Origin of the sequence: Streptomyces sp. NBC_00019 (assembly GCF_045041015.1) — a bacterium.
GTDB lineage: Bacteria > Actinomycetota > Actinomycetes > Streptomycetales > Streptomycetaceae > Streptomyces.
Genome location: NZ_CP108302.1, coordinates 4,063,827 through 4,077,823 on the forward strand (window position 1 = coordinate 4,063,827; position 13,997 = coordinate 4,077,823).

Annotated in this window: 11 protein-coding genes; 7 read left to right on the forward strand and 4 right to left on the reverse strand. The window is 70.8% G+C overall.

The window, feature by feature from the left end; all coding sequences use genetic code 11:
- The first annotated feature begins 27 nt into the window (after positions 1 to 27).
- The 5 genes from OHU89_RS19195 to rbsD all read left to right on the forward strand — a co-directional run bounded on the left by OHU89_RS19195 (position 28) and on the right by rbsD (position 5,872).
- Positions 28 to 1,044: a LacI family DNA-binding transcriptional regulator gene (locus OHU89_RS19195; RefSeq protein WP_405644476.1), complete on the forward strand. Its 1,017-nt coding sequence runs from the start codon at positions 28 to 30 to the stop codon at positions 1,042 to 1,044.
- On the forward strand, positions 1,041 to 2,570 hold the full coding sequence (locus OHU89_RS19200) for a sugar ABC transporter ATP-binding protein (RefSeq protein WP_405644478.1): 1,530 nt from the start codon (positions 1,041 to 1,043) through the stop codon (positions 2,568 to 2,570). The genes OHU89_RS19195 and OHU89_RS19200 overlap by 4 nt, the downstream gene beginning before the upstream one ends.
- Positions 2,560 to 4,509 (forward strand): substrate-binding domain-containing protein, encoded by a 1,950-nt coding sequence (locus OHU89_RS19205; protein ID WP_405644480.1) that lies wholly within the window; start codon positions 2,560 to 2,562, stop codon positions 4,507 to 4,509. The genes OHU89_RS19200 and OHU89_RS19205 overlap by 11 nt, the downstream gene beginning before the upstream one ends.
- 68 nt (positions 4,510 to 4,577) lie before the next feature.
- A complete protein-coding gene (locus OHU89_RS19210) occupies positions 4,578 to 5,480 on the forward strand; it encodes a ribokinase (protein ID WP_405644481.1) in 903 nt (300 codons plus the stop codon).
- A complete protein-coding gene (rbsD, locus tag OHU89_RS19215) occupies positions 5,477 to 5,872 on the forward strand; it encodes a D-ribose pyranase (RefSeq protein WP_405644482.1) in 396 nt (131 codons plus the stop codon). Before OHU89_RS19210 ends, rbsD begins: the two co-directional genes overlap by 4 nt.
- A 220-nt stretch (positions 5,873 to 6,092) precedes the next feature.
- Here the strand turns inward: rbsD and OHU89_RS19220 are convergent, their stop codons facing one another.
- The 3 genes from OHU89_RS19220 to OHU89_RS19230 are packed head-to-tail and all read right to left on the reverse strand — an operon-like array spanning position 6,093 to position 9,222.
- A complete protein-coding gene (locus OHU89_RS19220) occupies positions 6,093 to 6,890 on the reverse strand; it encodes a sugar phosphate isomerase/epimerase family protein (protein ID WP_405654562.1) in 798 nt (265 codons plus the stop codon).
- 32 nt (positions 6,891 to 6,922) lie between these two features.
- A complete protein-coding gene (locus OHU89_RS19225; protein WP_405644483.1) occupies positions 6,923 to 8,074 on the reverse strand; it encodes a dihydrodipicolinate synthase family protein in 1,152 nt (383 codons plus the stop codon).
- Positions 8,071 to 9,222: a Gfo/Idh/MocA family protein gene (locus OHU89_RS19230; protein WP_266892128.1), complete on the reverse strand. Its 1,152-nt coding sequence runs from the start codon at positions 9,220 to 9,222 to the stop codon at positions 8,071 to 8,073. Before OHU89_RS19230 ends, OHU89_RS19225 begins: the two co-directional genes overlap by 4 nt.
- A gap of 335 nt (positions 9,223 to 9,557) precedes the next feature.
- On the opposite strand from OHU89_RS19230, the gene OHU89_RS19235 reads away from it, so the two are divergent.
- Both OHU89_RS19235 and OHU89_RS19240 read left to right on the forward strand, forming a co-directional pair.
- Complete coding sequence (locus OHU89_RS19235) at positions 9,558 to 10,604, forward strand: LacI family DNA-binding transcriptional regulator (RefSeq protein WP_266892126.1); 1,047 nt, start codon at positions 9,558 to 9,560, stop codon at positions 10,602 to 10,604.
- Between the two features lie 550 nt (positions 10,605 to 11,154).
- Positions 11,155 to 12,990, forward strand: a complete 1,836-nt coding sequence (locus OHU89_RS19240; RefSeq protein WP_405644486.1) for a hypothetical protein — start codon at positions 11,155 to 11,157, stop codon at positions 12,988 to 12,990.
- An 81-nt stretch (positions 12,991 to 13,071) separates the two neighbouring features.
- Here OHU89_RS19240 and OHU89_RS19245 read toward each other — a convergent pair whose 3' ends face one another.
- Positions 13,072 to 13,983, reverse strand: a complete 912-nt coding sequence (locus tag OHU89_RS19245; protein ID WP_405644487.1) for a hypothetical protein — start codon at positions 13,981 to 13,983, stop codon at positions 13,072 to 13,074.
- Positions 13,984 to 13,997 lie beyond the last annotated feature (14 nt).

A 13,997-nucleotide genomic window follows, 5' to 3' on the forward strand; every position in this document is an offset into this window, starting at 1 on the left:
TCGATTCCACGAGGAGGTGGAGCGGCGATGGCGAGCATCAAGGATGTCGCTGCCGAGGCGGGGGTCTCCGTCGCCACGGTGTCGCGCGTCCTGAACGACCATCCGTCGGTCAGCGAGGACGCACGCACCCGTGTGCTGGCCGCTGTCGAGACGCTGGGCTACCGCCCGAACGCCGTCGCCCGTTCGCTGCGCACCGACCAGACCCGCACCCTCGGCCTGGTCATCAGCGACGTGATGAACCCGTACTTCACCGAGCTGGCCCGCTCCGTCGAGGAAGAGGCCCGCGCACTGGGGTACAGCGTCATCATCGGCAACGCCGACGAACGGCCCGACCTGCAGGATCACCACGTACGGACCCTGCTGGACCGCCGTATCGACGGCCTCCTCGTCTCCCCCACCGACGGCGGCTCCCCGCTGATGCTGGACACCGCGCGCGGGGGGACACCGATGGTCTTCGTGGACCGGTGGATCCCCGGCCTCGATGTACCCGTCGTCCGATCCGACGGACGGGACGCCGTGCGCGATCTCGTCGCGCATCTGCACGCGCTCGGGCACCGACGGCTCGCCATCATCGCGGGGCCTGCCGCCACCACCACCGGTCGCGAGCGTGTGGAGGCCTTCAGGGAGGCACTCCAGGCCCACGGCCTCGAACTCCCCGACGCCTACATAGGGCAGGGCGACTTCCAGGCCGAGAGCGGGCGGCGGGTCACCGAGGGCTTCCTCGATCTGCCCGAGCCGCCCGAGGTCGTGTTCGCGGCCGACAACCTGATGGCGCTCGGTGCCCTGGACGCCGTACGCGCGCGTGGGCTGCGGGTTCCGCAGGACATCGCGCTCGCCGCGTTCGACGACATCCCCTGGTTCGTGCACACCGATCCGCCCATCACCGCGGTCGCCCAGCCCACGGGCGAGCTGGGCCGCGCCGCCGTGCGCGCACTCGTCGACCGCATCGAGGGACGGCCCCCGCAGTCCGTGACCCTCCCCGCCCGTCTCGTCGTACGCCGCTCGTGCGGCGAGAACCCCGCACAGAACAGGAGCCAGTCGTGAGCAACCAGGACGAGTTGCTGCGCATCGAGGGCATCAGGAAGTCCTTCCCCGGCGTGGTCGCGCTGGACGGCGTCGACTTCGATCTGCGCCGCGGCGAGGTGCACGTCCTCCTCGGTGAGAACGGCGCGGGCAAGAGCACCCTCATCAAGATGCTCTCCGGCGCCTATACCCCGGACGGCGGGCGGATCCTGGCCGGTGGCAAGGAGGTGCGCATCCATGGTGCGCAGGACTCCGAGCGCCTCGGGATCGCCACCATCTACCAGGAGTTCAACCTCGTGCCCGACCTCACGGTCGCCGAGAACATCTTCCTGGGCCGCCAGCCGCGCCGCCTCGGCATGATCGACCGGAAGAAGATGGAGGCCGACGCCGAGGTCCTCCTCGCGCGCGTGGGTGTCAACGTCTCGCCACGCGCACGCGTGCGTGAACTCGGCATCGCCCGCCTCCAGATGGTCGAGATCGCCAAGGCGCTGAGCCTGAACACGCGCGTGCTGATCATGGACGAGCCGACCGCCGTGCTCACCTCCGAGGAGGTCGAGAAGCTCTTCGCCATCGTGCGCAAGCTCCGCGAGGACGGCGTGGGCATCGTGTTCATCACCCACCATCTCGAGGAGATCGCCGCCCTCGGCGACCGCGTCACCGTCATCCGCGACGGCAGGTCCGTCGGGCAGGTCCCCGCCTCCACCCCCGAGGACGAGCTCGTACGCCTCATGGTGGGGCGCTCGATCGAGCAGCAGTACCCGCGCGAACAGCCGCAGAAGGGCGCCGCGCTGCTCACCGTCGAGGGGCTCACCCGCGACGGGGCCTTCCGCGACGTCACCTTCGAGGTGCACGCCGGTGAGGTCGTCGGCATCGCCGGGCTCGTCGGAGCCGGTCGTACCGAGGTCGTGCGGGCCGTGTTCGGCGCGGACCCGTACGACATGGGCACCGTGAAGGTCTCCGGGGCGCCCCTGAAGGGGCACGACGTCAACTCCGCCATGGCGGCCGGCATCGGGCTGATCCCCGAGGACCGCAAGGGCCAGGGGCTCGTCCTGGACGCGTCCGTGGAGGAGAACCTCGGGCTGGTGACGCTGCGTTCGGCCACGCGCGCGGGGCTCGTCGATCTCAAGGGCCAGCGGGCGGCCGCCGCCCGGATCGCCGAGCAGCTGGGCGTCCGGATGGCCGGGCTCCAGCAGCATGTGCGCACGCTCTCCGGCGGCAACCAGCAGAAGGTCGTCATCGGCAAGTGGCTGCTCGCCGACACCAAGGTGCTGATCCTCGACGAGCCGACGCGCGGGATCGACGTCGGCGCCAAGGTCGAGATCTACCAGCTCATCAACGAACTGACGGCCGCGGGTGCCGCCGTCCTCATGATCTCCAGCGACCTGCCCGAGGTGCTCGGCATGAGCGACCGGGTCCTGGTCATGGCCCAGGGCCGGATCGCCGGCGAACTCTCCGCCGACGAGGCCTCGCAGGACGCCGTGATGGCCCTCGCCGTCAGCAACCCCACGAACGAGAAGACCGAAACGGAGGCCACCCGTGGCCACTGACACGCTCAAGAGCACGACGGGCGCGAGTGGCGCCTCGGGGCTTCGCCGCCTGCTCCTCGACAACGGCGCGCTCACCGCGCTGATCGTCCTCGTCATCGCGATGTCGGCGCTGTCCGGCGACTTCCTGACGACGGACAACCTGCTCAACGTCGGCGTCCAGGCGGCCGTGACCGCCATCCTCGCCTTCGGTGTGACCTTCGTGATCGTCTCGGCGGGCATCGACCTGTCGGTCGGCTCGGTCGCCGCCCTCTCCGCCACCGTCCTCGCCTGGAGCGCGACGTCGGAAGGCGTGCCGGTCGTCCTGGCGGTACTGCTCGCCGTCGCGACCGGCATAGCGTGCGGCCTGGTCAACGGCTTCCTCATCTCGTACGGGAAGCTGCCGCCGTTCATCGCGACGCTCGCCATGCTGTCGGTGGCCCGCGGTCTGTCCCTGGTGATCTCGCAGGGCTCCCCCATCGCCTTCCCCGACTCGGTCTCGCACCTCGGTGACACGCTCGGCGGCTGGCTGCCGGTGCCGGTGCTCGTGATGGTCGGCATGGGGCTCATCACCGCGTTCGTGCTGGGCCGGACGTACATCGGACGCTCGATGTACGCGATCGGCGGCAACGAGGAGGCGGCCCGGCTCTCCGGTCTGCGGGTGAAGAAGCAGAAACTCGCGATCTACGCCTTCTCCGGTCTGTTCGCCGCCGCCGCGGGCATCGTGCTCGCCTCCCGGCTCTCCTCCGCGCAGCCGCAGGCCGCGCAGGGCTACGAGCTCGACGCGATCGCCGCGGTCGTCATCGGCGGTGCCTCGCTGGCCGGTGGTACGGGCAAGGCGTCCGGCACGCTGATCGGTGCGCTGATCCTGGCGGTGCTGCGCAACGGGCTCAACCTGTTGTCCGTCTCGGCGTTCTGGCAGCAGGTCGTCATCGGTGTCGTGATCGCGCTCGCCGTGCTCCTCGACACCGTGCGCCGCAAGGCCGGGGCGACCCCGGTGACGGCGAGCGGGACCGGCAACAAGGGCAGGCAGGCGGCGACCTACCTGCTCGCCGCCGTGGTCGCGGCGGCGATCGTCGGAGCCACGTCCTTCCTGCACAGCGGTTCCTCGGACGCGGGGAAGTCGCAGAAGATCGGGCTCTCCCTCTCGACGCTCAACAACCCGTTCTTCGTGTCGATCCGCGCCGGTGCGCAGGCCGAGGCGGAGAAGCTGGGCGTGGACCTGACCGTCACGGACGCGCAGAACGACGCCTCGCAGCAGGCCAACCAGCTGGAGAACTTCACCAGTTCGGGGCTCGGCACGATCATCGTCAACCCGGTGGACTCCGACGCGGTGACCCCGGCGGCGAAGGCCGTGAACAAGGCGGACATCCCGCTGGTGGCCGTCGACCGCGCGGTCAACAACGCGACCACCGCCGCGCTCGTCGCCTCCGACAACACCACCGGCGGCAAGCTCGCCGCCAAGTCGCTCGCCGAGAAGCTGGGCGGCAAGGGAAGGATCGTGATCCTCCAGGGCCAGGCCGGCACCTCCGCCAGCCGGGAGCGCGGCGCCGGTTTCGCCGAGGGGCTGAAGGCCTACCCGGGCATCGAGGTCGTCGCCAAGCAGCCGGCCGACTGGGACCGCACCAAGGGCCTGGACGTCATGACCAACCTGCTGCAGGCCAACCCGGACGTCTCCGGTGTCTTCGCGGAGAACGACGAGATGGCGCTCGGCGCGATCAAGGCGCTGGGTTCCAAGGCAGGAAAGTCCGTCCAGGTCATCGGCTTCGACGGAACCGACGACGGTCTCAAGGCCGTCAAGGCAGGCACGCTGTACGCGTCCGTGGCGCAGCAGCCGTCCGAACTCGGCAGGATCGCCGTGCAGAACGCGGTGAAGGCCGCCGAGGGTGAGAAGGTCGCGAAGTCGGTGATGGTGCCGGTGAAGGTGGTCACGAAGGAGAACGTGGCCGGGTTCACGGGCTGAGACCACAGGGCGGGCGGTTCTCCCAGGGGGACCGCCCGCCCGAAGTCACTTACCAGGGGAGCAATTTCATGTACGACTACGACCTGCTGGTCGTAGGGTCGGCCAACGCCGACCTGGTGATCGGGGTCGAGCGCCGGCCGGGCGCCGGTGAGACCGTGCTCGGCTCCGACCTGACCGTCCATCCGGGCGGCAAGGGCGCGAACCAGGCGGTCGCGGCCGCCCGCCTCGGCGCCCGTACGGCCCTGCTGGCCCGGGTCGGCGACGACGCGTACGGCCGGCTGCTGCTGGACTCGCAGCGCTCGTCCGGGGTCGACACGGTGGGCGTTCTCGTCGGCGGTGCGCCGACGGGGGTCGCGCTGATCACGGTGGACCCGTCGGGGGACAACAGCATCGTGGTCTCGCCGGGTGCCAACGGGCGGCTGACGCCTCAGGACGTACGGGCCGCGGGCAGTCTCTTCCACGCCTCGCGGGTGGTCTCCGTGCAATTGGAGATCCCGCTGGAGACGGTCGTGGAGGTGGTACGGAATCTGGCGCCGGACAGCCGTTTCGTGCTGAACCCGTCGCCGCCGCGGCCGCTGCCGCCGGAGGTGCTGGCTGCCTGCGATCCGCTGATCGTCAACGAGCACGAGGCGAAGGTCATCCTCGGTGACTCCCGGGTCGGGGAGGAGCCTGAGGACTGGGCGCGGATCCTGCTGGCGAAGGGGCCGCGGTCGGTGGTGGTGACGCTGGGGTCGCAGGGTGCGCTGGTGGCCTCCAGGGAGGGGGTGACCAGGGTGGCGCCGGTCAAGGTGGACGCGGTGGACACGACCGGCGCGGGCGACGCGTTCACGGCGGCGCTGGCGTACCGGCTCGGTGCCGGTGCCCCGCTGGCCGAGGCCGCGGCGTACGCGGCGCGGGTCGGAGCGGCCGCTGTCACGAAGGAGGGCGCCCAGGCATCCTTCCCGACCACGGCGGAGGTCGACGCGCTGTGAAGAAGGCGGGAATCCTGAACCGTCATCTCTCCGGCGCGCTCGCCGAGCTGGGGCACGGTGACGGGGTGCTGGTCTGTGATGCCGGTATGCCGATACCGGACGGCCCCAGGGTCGTCGACCTCGCCTTCCGGGCCGGGGTGCCGTCCTTCGCCGAGGTGGTGGACGGGCTGCTGGCCGAGCTGGTCGTGGAGGCGGCCACGGCGGCGACGGAGGTGCGGGACGCGAATCCGGCGGCGGCGAAGCTGCTGGACGGGCGCTTCGGCGAGGACGGCCTGGAGTTCGTCTCGCACGAGCGGCTGAAGGAGCTGTCGGCGGGTGCCCGGCTGGTCGTGAGGACCGGCGAAGCACGGCCGTACGCGAACGTGCTGCTGCGCTGCGGGGTGTTCTTCTAGCCGTACGAGCTTCGTTCCAGCCGCTTCGTTCCAGCCGTACAAACTTCGAGGGGGCCTGGTCCGTCGACCAGGCCCCCTCGGGTTTTCCCCTCCGAATCAGAACCCCCGCGATCCCCCCAGATCCCTCCCCCCAGAAGTCCTGATGCTAAGTACGACCCGCGAGGTCCGGGAAGGGTTGCACGGTTTCTCAAGAAATTTTTACCGGGCCCCCCTTCGCAGGTCAGTCCGTGTGCGCCACGAATCGCTCCGCCGTCTCCGCCAGCACCTCGCGACCGTCCCGGGCCCATAGCTCGTCGTTGAAGAGCTCCACCTCGATGGCGCCGGTGTAGCCGGCCGCCTCGACGTAGCCCTGCCACTCGCGCATGTCGATCGCGCCGTCGCCGATCTGGCCGCGGCCGTTGAGGACACCCTCGGGCAGCGGGGTGGTCCAGTCGGCGAGCTGGAAGGTGTGGATACGGCCGGAGGCGCCCGCGCGGGCGATCTGCGCGGGCGCGTTGTCGTCCCACCAGATGTGGTACGTGTCGACCGTGACGCCGACCTGGTGCGCGGGAAAGCGTTCCGCGAGGTCCAGCGCCTGCGTGAGCGTGGAGACCACGCAGCGGTCGGAGGCGTACATCGGGTGGAGCGGCTCGATGGCCAGCTTCACGCCGCGCTCCTCCGCGTACGGGCCCAGGACCCCGAGGGCGTCCGCGATGCGTTCACGGGCGCCGTGCAGGTCCTTGGAGCCGGCCGGCAGGCCGCCGGAGACCAGGACCAGGGTGTCCGTGCCGAGCGTCGCCGCCTCGTCGACGGCACGGCGGTTGTCGTCCAGGGCCGCGGCGCGCTCCTGCGCGTCGATGGCCGTGAAGAAGCCGCCGCGGCACAGCGTGGTGACGGTCAGACCCGCGTCGCGGACCAGCTTGGCCGTCGCCTCCAGGCCGTACGTCTGGACGGGCTCCCGCCACAGACCGACGTTGACGACGCCCAACCGGCCGCAGGCGTCGGCCAGTTCCGGCATCGACAGCTGCTTGACCGTCATCTGGTTGATGGAGAAGCGGGAGAGGTCGACGGTCACTGGTTCACTCCGTACAGGGACAGCAGGTTCTTCATCCGCTCCTCCGCCAGCTTCGGGTCCGGGAACAGGCCCAGCCCGTCGGCGAGTTCGTAGGCGCGGGCGAAGTGCGGCAGCGAGCGGGCCGACTGGAGGCCGCCGACCATGGTGAAGTGGCTCTGGTGGCCCGCGAGCCAGGCCAGGAACACCACACCCGTCTTGTAGAAGCGGGTCGGCGTCTGGAAGAGGTGGCGGGACAACTCGACGGTGGGGTCGAGCAGTTCACGGAAGCCCGCCGTGTCGCCGGTGTCCAGGACGCGTACCGCCTCGGCCGCCAGCGGGCCCAGCGGGTCGAAGATGCCGAGCAGGGCGTGACTGAAGCCCTTCTCGTCGCCCGCGATCAGCTCGGGGTAGTTGAAGTCGTCGCCGGTGTAGCAGCGGACGCCCTGCGGCAGGCGCCGGCGGATGTCGATCTCGCGCTGGGCGTCCAGCAGCGAGACCTTGATGCCGTCGACCTTGTCCGGGTGGGCCGCGATGACCTCCAGGAAGGTGTCGGTCGCCGCGTCCAGGTCGGACGAGCCCCAGTAGCCCTCCAGCGCCGGGTCGAACATCGGGCCCAGCCAGTGCAGGACGACCGGCTCGGAGGCCTGGCGGAGCAGATGGCCGTAGACCTCGAGGTAGTCCTCGGGGCCCTGGGCCGTGGCGGCGAGGGCGCGGGAGGCCATGAGGATCGACTGCGCGCCGGACTCCTCGACGAGGGCGAGCTGCTCCTCGTAGGCCGCACGGACCTCGGCCGGCGAACCAGCCGCGATCTGGTCGGTGCCGACACCGCACGCGATACGGCCGCCGACCGCCTTGGCCTCGGCGGCGCTGCGGCGGATCAGCTCCGCCGCGCCCGCCCAGTCCAGGCCCATCCCGCGCTGGGCGGTGTCCATCGCCTCGGCGACGCCGAGCCCGTGGGACCACAGGTGGCGGCGGAAGGCGAGGGTGGCGTCCCAGTCGATCGCGGCGGGCGAGTCGGGGGTGGTGTCGGCGAACGGGTCGGCGACGACATGGGCCGCCGAGAACACCGTACGAGAGGTGAGGGGGGAACCCGTGGTGAGGGCGAGTGGCTCCTGGCGGGGCTCGTATGCCCTCAAGTTCCCGCTGGTGTCGGGGAGTTGGATGGTCACAGCGCGATCTCCGGGACATCGAGGCGACGGCCCTCGGCCGAGGACTTCAGACCCAGCTCGGCGAGCTGGACGCCACGGGCACCGGCGAGGAGGTCCCAGTGGTAGGGGGCGTCGGCGTAGACGTGCCGGAGGAACAGCTCCCACTGGGCCTTGAAGCCGTTGTCGAACTCGGCGTTGTCCGGGACCTCCTGCCACTGGTCGCGGAAGACCTCGGTGGCGGGGATGTCCGGGTTCCAGACCGGCTTCGGGGTGGCCGAGCGATGCTGGGCGCGGCAGTTGCGCAGACCGGCGACGGCCGAGCCCTCGGTGCCGTCCACCTGGAACTCCACGAGCTCGTCGCGGTTGACGCGGACGGTCCAGGAGGAGTTGATCTGGGCGATCGCGCCGCCGTCGAGCTCGAAGATGCCGTAGGCGGCGTCGTCGGCCGTCGCGTCGTACGGCTTGTCGTTCTCGTCCCAGCGCTGCGGGATGTGGGTGGCGGTGAGTGCCTGGACGGACTTCACCCGGCCGAAGAGCTCGTGGAGGACGTACTCCCAGTGCGGGAACATGTCGACAACGATGCCACCGCCGTCCTCGGCCCGGTAGTTCCACGAGGGGCGCTGGGCGGTCTGCCAGTCGCCCTCGAAGACCCAGTAGCCGAACTCGCCGCGGATCGAGAGGATCCGGCCGAAGAAGCCGCCGTCGATGAGGCGCTTCAGCTTGAGCAGGCCCGGGAGGAAGAGCTTGTCCTGGACGACGCCGTGCTTGATGCCGGCGGCGTTGGCGAGCCTGGCCAGCTCCAGGGCGCCGTCCAGGCCCGTGGCGGTCGGCTTCTCGGTGTAGATGTGCTTGCCCGCCGCGATCGCCTTCTTGAGCGCCTCCTCGCGGGCCGAGGTCACCTGGGCGTCGAAGTAGATGTCCACGGTCTCGTCGGCGAGGACCTCGTCGACGTCCGTGGCCCAGTGCTCCAGGCCGTGCCGCTCGGCCATCGCCTTCAGCGCGTGCTCGCGGCGGCCGACCAGGATCGGCTCCGGCCACAGCACGGTGCCGTCGCCGAGGTCGAGGCCACCCTGCTCGCGGAGCGCGAGGATGGAGCGGACCAGGTGCTGGCGGTAGCCCATACGCCCGGTCACACCGTTCATGGCGATACGCACCGTCTTGCGTGTCACGTCGATCCCTTCGTAGGCGTCGTGCGCAGCATTCCCTGCACATTCCGTACGCGGTTGTGCGCGCCGCGTACGCCTCCACTGATGAGCGTCACAGCAAGCGCTTTCTATCTGATGAGAAGCTAGCCTCTGAGCAGCGGTTCGGACAAGACCGTGACCGCTTCGAGTTGTTCGAGGGGACGAACAACGGGGTGTGGGGGCCTTAGGGTCTGCTCGGAACCATGACTGACTGTGCGGCGTCTGTGCAGCCGCACAGTCCTGCGTGGCTGACTGTGCGGGGACGGGCGCGGAGCCCGAGTGCGACGAGGTACGACGATGCGCGACCGGAGGACGACGAGATGACGGTGACCCTGGCGGACGTGGCGGCGCGCGCGCAGGTCTCGCCCGCGACGGTGTCGCGCGTGCTGAACGGGAACTATCCCGTGGCCGCAACCACCCGTGAGCGAGTGCTGCGGGCCGTGGACGAGCTGGACTACGTACTGAACGGGCCGGCGAGTGCGCTGGCCGCGGCGACGTCCGACCTCGTCGGGATTCTCGTCAACGACATCGCGGACCCCTTCTTCGGGATCATGGCGAGCGCGATCCAGTCCGAGATCGGCGGTCCGGGCGGACGCGCGGGCGGCGAACGGCTGGCGGTGACCTGCAACACCGGAGGTTCTCCGGAGCGTGAGCTGACGTATCTGACCCTGCTGCAGAGACAGCGGGCGGCGGCCGTGGTGCTGACGGGCGGTGCGGTGGAGAACGCGCCGCACGCGGCGGCGGTCGCCGCGAAGCTGCGGAGGCTGGAGGATGCCGGGACGCGGGTGGTGCTGTGCGGGCGGCCGCCGGCGCCGGAGACCGGAGCGATCGCGCTGACCTTCGACAACCGTGGGGGCGGGCGGGAGCTGACGGAGCATCTGCTCGGGCTCGGGCATCGGCGGCTCGGGTACATCGCGGGGCCGGAGGAGCGGACGACCACCCGGGATCGGCTGGAGGGGCATCGGGCCGCGCTCGCGGACGCGGGGATCTCCGAGGATCCGCGGTGGACCGTGCACGGCCGGTACGACCGGCGGTCCGGGTACGAGGCGACGCTGGAGTTGTTGCGGCGGGATCCGTCTCTTACCGCGGTGGTGGCGGCGAACGACTCCGTCGCGCTGGGGGCGTGCGCTGCCCTGCGGGACTCCGGGCTGCGGATTCCGGATGATGTCTCCGTCGCCGGGTTCGATGATCTGCCGTTCAGTATTGATGCGGTGCCTGCGTTGACGACGGTGCGGTTGCCGTTGGCGGAGGCGGGGGCTCGGGCGGGGCGGATCGCCATGGGGCGGGAGGAGGGGCCGCCTGGGGGGATCGCTGTGATTCGGGGGGAGTTGATGGTGCGGGGGTCTACTGGGGGGCCGCGGGGCTGAGGCCTTTTTTTGGGGGGCTCGGCGTTGGGGGTGCGGCCTTGAGGGGGATGCGGCCTTCAGGGGGATGCCCTCGGGCTGTTTTCGCCCCCGCCGCCCTTACCCGTTCCCATCCCCAGGGGCTGGCGCCCCTTCGACCCCGCTGGGGCTCCGCCCCAGACCCCGATCGGCCCCGAAAGAGCCTCGTCCTCAAACACCGGACGGGCCGAGATTGCCTGGACCGGCGCAGTCTCCTGCAGATGGGCGGGGATCAACGCCATCGCCGCGCATCAAGCCGCCGTCCGTGGGCTCGGCCACCCATAGCCGGCCCTCCTCGATCGCATAGTGGTCCAGCATCAGCCGCATGGCGCGCTGCGCCTGGTCCCAGTCCGCCGCCGGGTGTTCCTGGGCTGATGTTGTCGGTAGCGAATGACCCTATTGACGATCATCTTCTGCCCTTCCTAGGCAGGGGAGATCAGTTGTTCGCCAATCGCTGTCATGTGCTTTCCGGGATGCGGGGACGAAGGTTAGCTTCGGCCGTCGAGATCATCACAGGTGAGCAGGGGGTGCGGTGATGGGCAAGCGGCGCCGGGGCGCCAAGGGGCGGGAGCCGCGCCCCTACCGTGCGCTGTCCGCCCCGTTCGTGGTCGCACCGCCGACCGGATGCCGCATCCGTACCCGTCTGCACGTCTCACCTGCCGACGCGGTCGTACTGCGGGCCGTCGGCGAGCACTTGGGCGCGCTGGCCGGAGCCGACTTGGCCGCGCGGGTGCGGATCGGAAATGTGCCCACCGCACACAATCGGCGGGCCGAACGGAAGAAGGCGCTGACCGCGCAGTCCTCCTCCCGCTGGGCGGGATCGATCACCCGTACCAGCGAGGACCAGTACCAGCTGGCCCGGCGGGCGCTGAACGCCCGTATCGGCTCGCTGCGTCAGGCGATCGCCACGCTCACCGCCCGCGTGGCCGTCGCGCCGGGCAGCCGCGAGCGGCGAGGGCGCAGGTGGGTGCGCGGATACGCCGATGACACCGAGCGGAGGGCCAAGCAGCAGCGGCTGCAGATCCTGCACGGTGAGCTCCGCCGGGCGGTACGGGAACGGGACAGCGGTCGGGTGCGGGTCACCCGGGGCGGACGCTGGCTGCTCAGCGCCCGCCACCACCTCTACGACACCGCCACCGCCGAAAAGCCGCTGACCGCAGCCGACTGGCAGGCCCAGCAGGAGGGGTGGGGCGAGGTGTGGTCGGCGCGGCGGATGTTCCTCACCGCCGACGGCGAAGCGGGGGCACCGTTCGGGAACTACACCCTCGGCATCGACCCGGCCAACGGCTCCATCGCACTGGTGCTGCCCGACCCGCTCCGCCAGGCACACAGCAACGCCCCTCGCGGTCGGTACGTGCTGGACGCAACGTCCGCCTTCGGCCACCGGGGCGAGGAGTGGGCGGACCGGATCGCTTCGGGCGCCTCGGTCCGTTACGACATCACCTACGACCCGGCCCACGGACGCTGGTATCTGGACGCCTCCTGGTCCACCACGACCAAGGCCCAGACGGCCGCTGTCCCGACCCTGGAAACGCTGCGGCGGCATCCGGTGCTCGCGGTGGATGTGAACGCCGACCATCTCGCCGCCTGGGTCCTGGACCCTCACGGCAACCCAGTCGGCGCACCCCACACGATCCCCCTGGAACTGTCCGGGCTGCCCGCCACCACTCGCGACGCACGGCTGCGCGCAGCGATCTCCCGGCTCCTGCACCTCGCGCAGCAGCATGAGTGCGCGGCACTGGTGATCGAGAACCTGGACTTCGCCGATGCCCGCGCCACCGGGCGCGAAAAGCTGGGCCGAGGCAAGCGCGGCAAAGTCATCCGGCATCTCGTGGCCGGGATCCCGACGGCTAGGTTCCGTGACCGGTTGTCGGGGATGGCCCACCACGTCGGACTATCCGTGATCGCGGTCGATCCGGCGTATTCGAGCAGGTGGGGTGCCCAGCATTGGCTGAACCCCCTGAAAGAACAGACTTCCACCGCGTCGACCACCGCTATCACGGGGCATCATGCCGCCGCGGTGGTGGTCGGCAGACGCGGTCTGGGCTGTACGGCCCGGCGCAGGAAAGACGGACCCCGCCAAACCGCTGCCACCACCGCCCTGCGGCGTGTTGAGGTAGCGGCCGTGCGACCGGAGGATCGCACCGGGACAACCGCCCCCGCACCGCCGAGTCACCACAGCCCAGACCGTACGGAGCGGACAGCTCCGGCACGGACCTCGCGCAGCACCCCCGGGGTGCGTCAGACGCGAGCGGGCCCGCCCGGAAAGCACCCGCCCCACGGCCCCACCACCGTTCGGGGGCCCAGCATCCACGACCAGCTCACACTGTTCGGAATGCCCGAGACGGCCAACACCGGCCAATCAACCTAGGAACGGTACGTCCACCAGTCCCGCCTTGCGGACGGCGGTCCGAGGGGCATCTGCACGATTGTCATCATCGGTTGCTGCCACTCACATGGTCCGGCTCGCGCCGGTCAGTTCTACGGTGACAGGGGTAACGGGAGCACGTAGGCGTCCGGTGTGCGCCAGTTGGGCAGGGGGCGTCGGCCGGAGCAGATCCGTCTGGAGCTCCTCGGTCCTCCGGTGTCCGCTCAGCAATGTCACTCCGTGCACGGCCGCCCCGGCGCCGACGAGGGCCAGCAGGGTGCCCGTGGCGCCGTACCCGAAGCCCTCCCCCAGCAGGGTGAGGCCGATGGCGGCCGCGGTGACGGGGTTGACGAGGGTGAGCAGGGCGAGGGGGCCGCCGAGGCCGTGGCGGTACGCCTTCTGGGAGAGCAGCAGGCCGCCCACCGCGAAGGCGACCGTCAGGAGCGCCACCAGCGCCGTGCTCCAGGAGAGCGTCGGGCTGACCGCGAGCTTCTGTGCCAGCGTGGAGCCGACCCCGGAGGCGATGCCGGACGCGGCGGCGACCGCGAGGCCGCCGCGGGCCGAGAGCACCGCGACGACCGCGGCGGCGACGAGTGCCACCAGGAGGACCTCGGTGGTGCCCAGGGTGTCCCCGCGTCCCGAGGCCGTGACGGCCAGCAGGGTCGTCAGTCCTACGAGGGTGAAGGCCATGCCGCTCCACTGCGTGCCCGAGGTCCGGCGGCCCGAGACCAGCGAGCCCAGCGGTACCGCCAGCACGAGGCTCAGTGCGCCGAGCGGCTGCACCAGGGTCAGCGGTCCGTAGCGCAGGGCGACCACGTGCAGCAGCGCACCGGAGGCGTTGAGGAGCACGGACCCCCACCACGCGCCGCGGGCCAGCGCGCCGCGCACGCTCGTGGTCCCGGCGGCGGTCCGCGCCTGGACGACCGCGGCCGCCGCGTAGCAGATCGCCGAGACCAGGGAGAGGACCACGGCCAGGAACACCGGAGAACCTGTCATCGCGGCCCACCTCC

Bases quoted from the DNA above. Each gene is read 5' to 3' on its own strand.
- OHU89_RS19210 (WP_405644481.1), top strand. From the start codon at position 4,578: ATGTACGACTACGACCTGCTGGTCGTAGGGTCGGCCAACGCCGACCTG.
- OHU89_RS19240 (WP_405644486.1), top strand. From the start codon at position 11,155: ATGGGCAAGCGGCGCCGGGGCGCCAAGGGGCGGGAGCCGCGCCCCTAC.
- OHU89_RS19245 (WP_405644487.1), bottom strand. From the start codon at position 13,983: ATGACAGGTTCTCCGGTGTTCCTGGCCGTGGTCCTCTCCCTGGTCTCG.
- OHU89_RS19220 (WP_405654562.1), bottom strand. From the start codon at position 6,890: ATGACGGTCAAGCAGCTGTCGATGCCGGAACTGGCCGACGCCTGCGGC.
- OHU89_RS19235 (WP_266892126.1), top strand. From the start codon at position 9,558: ATGACGGTGACCCTGGCGGACGTGGCGGCGCGCGCGCAGGTCTCGCCC.
- OHU89_RS19195 (WP_405644476.1), top strand. From the start codon at position 28: ATGGCGAGCATCAAGGATGTCGCTGCCGAGGCGGGGGTCTCCGTCGCC.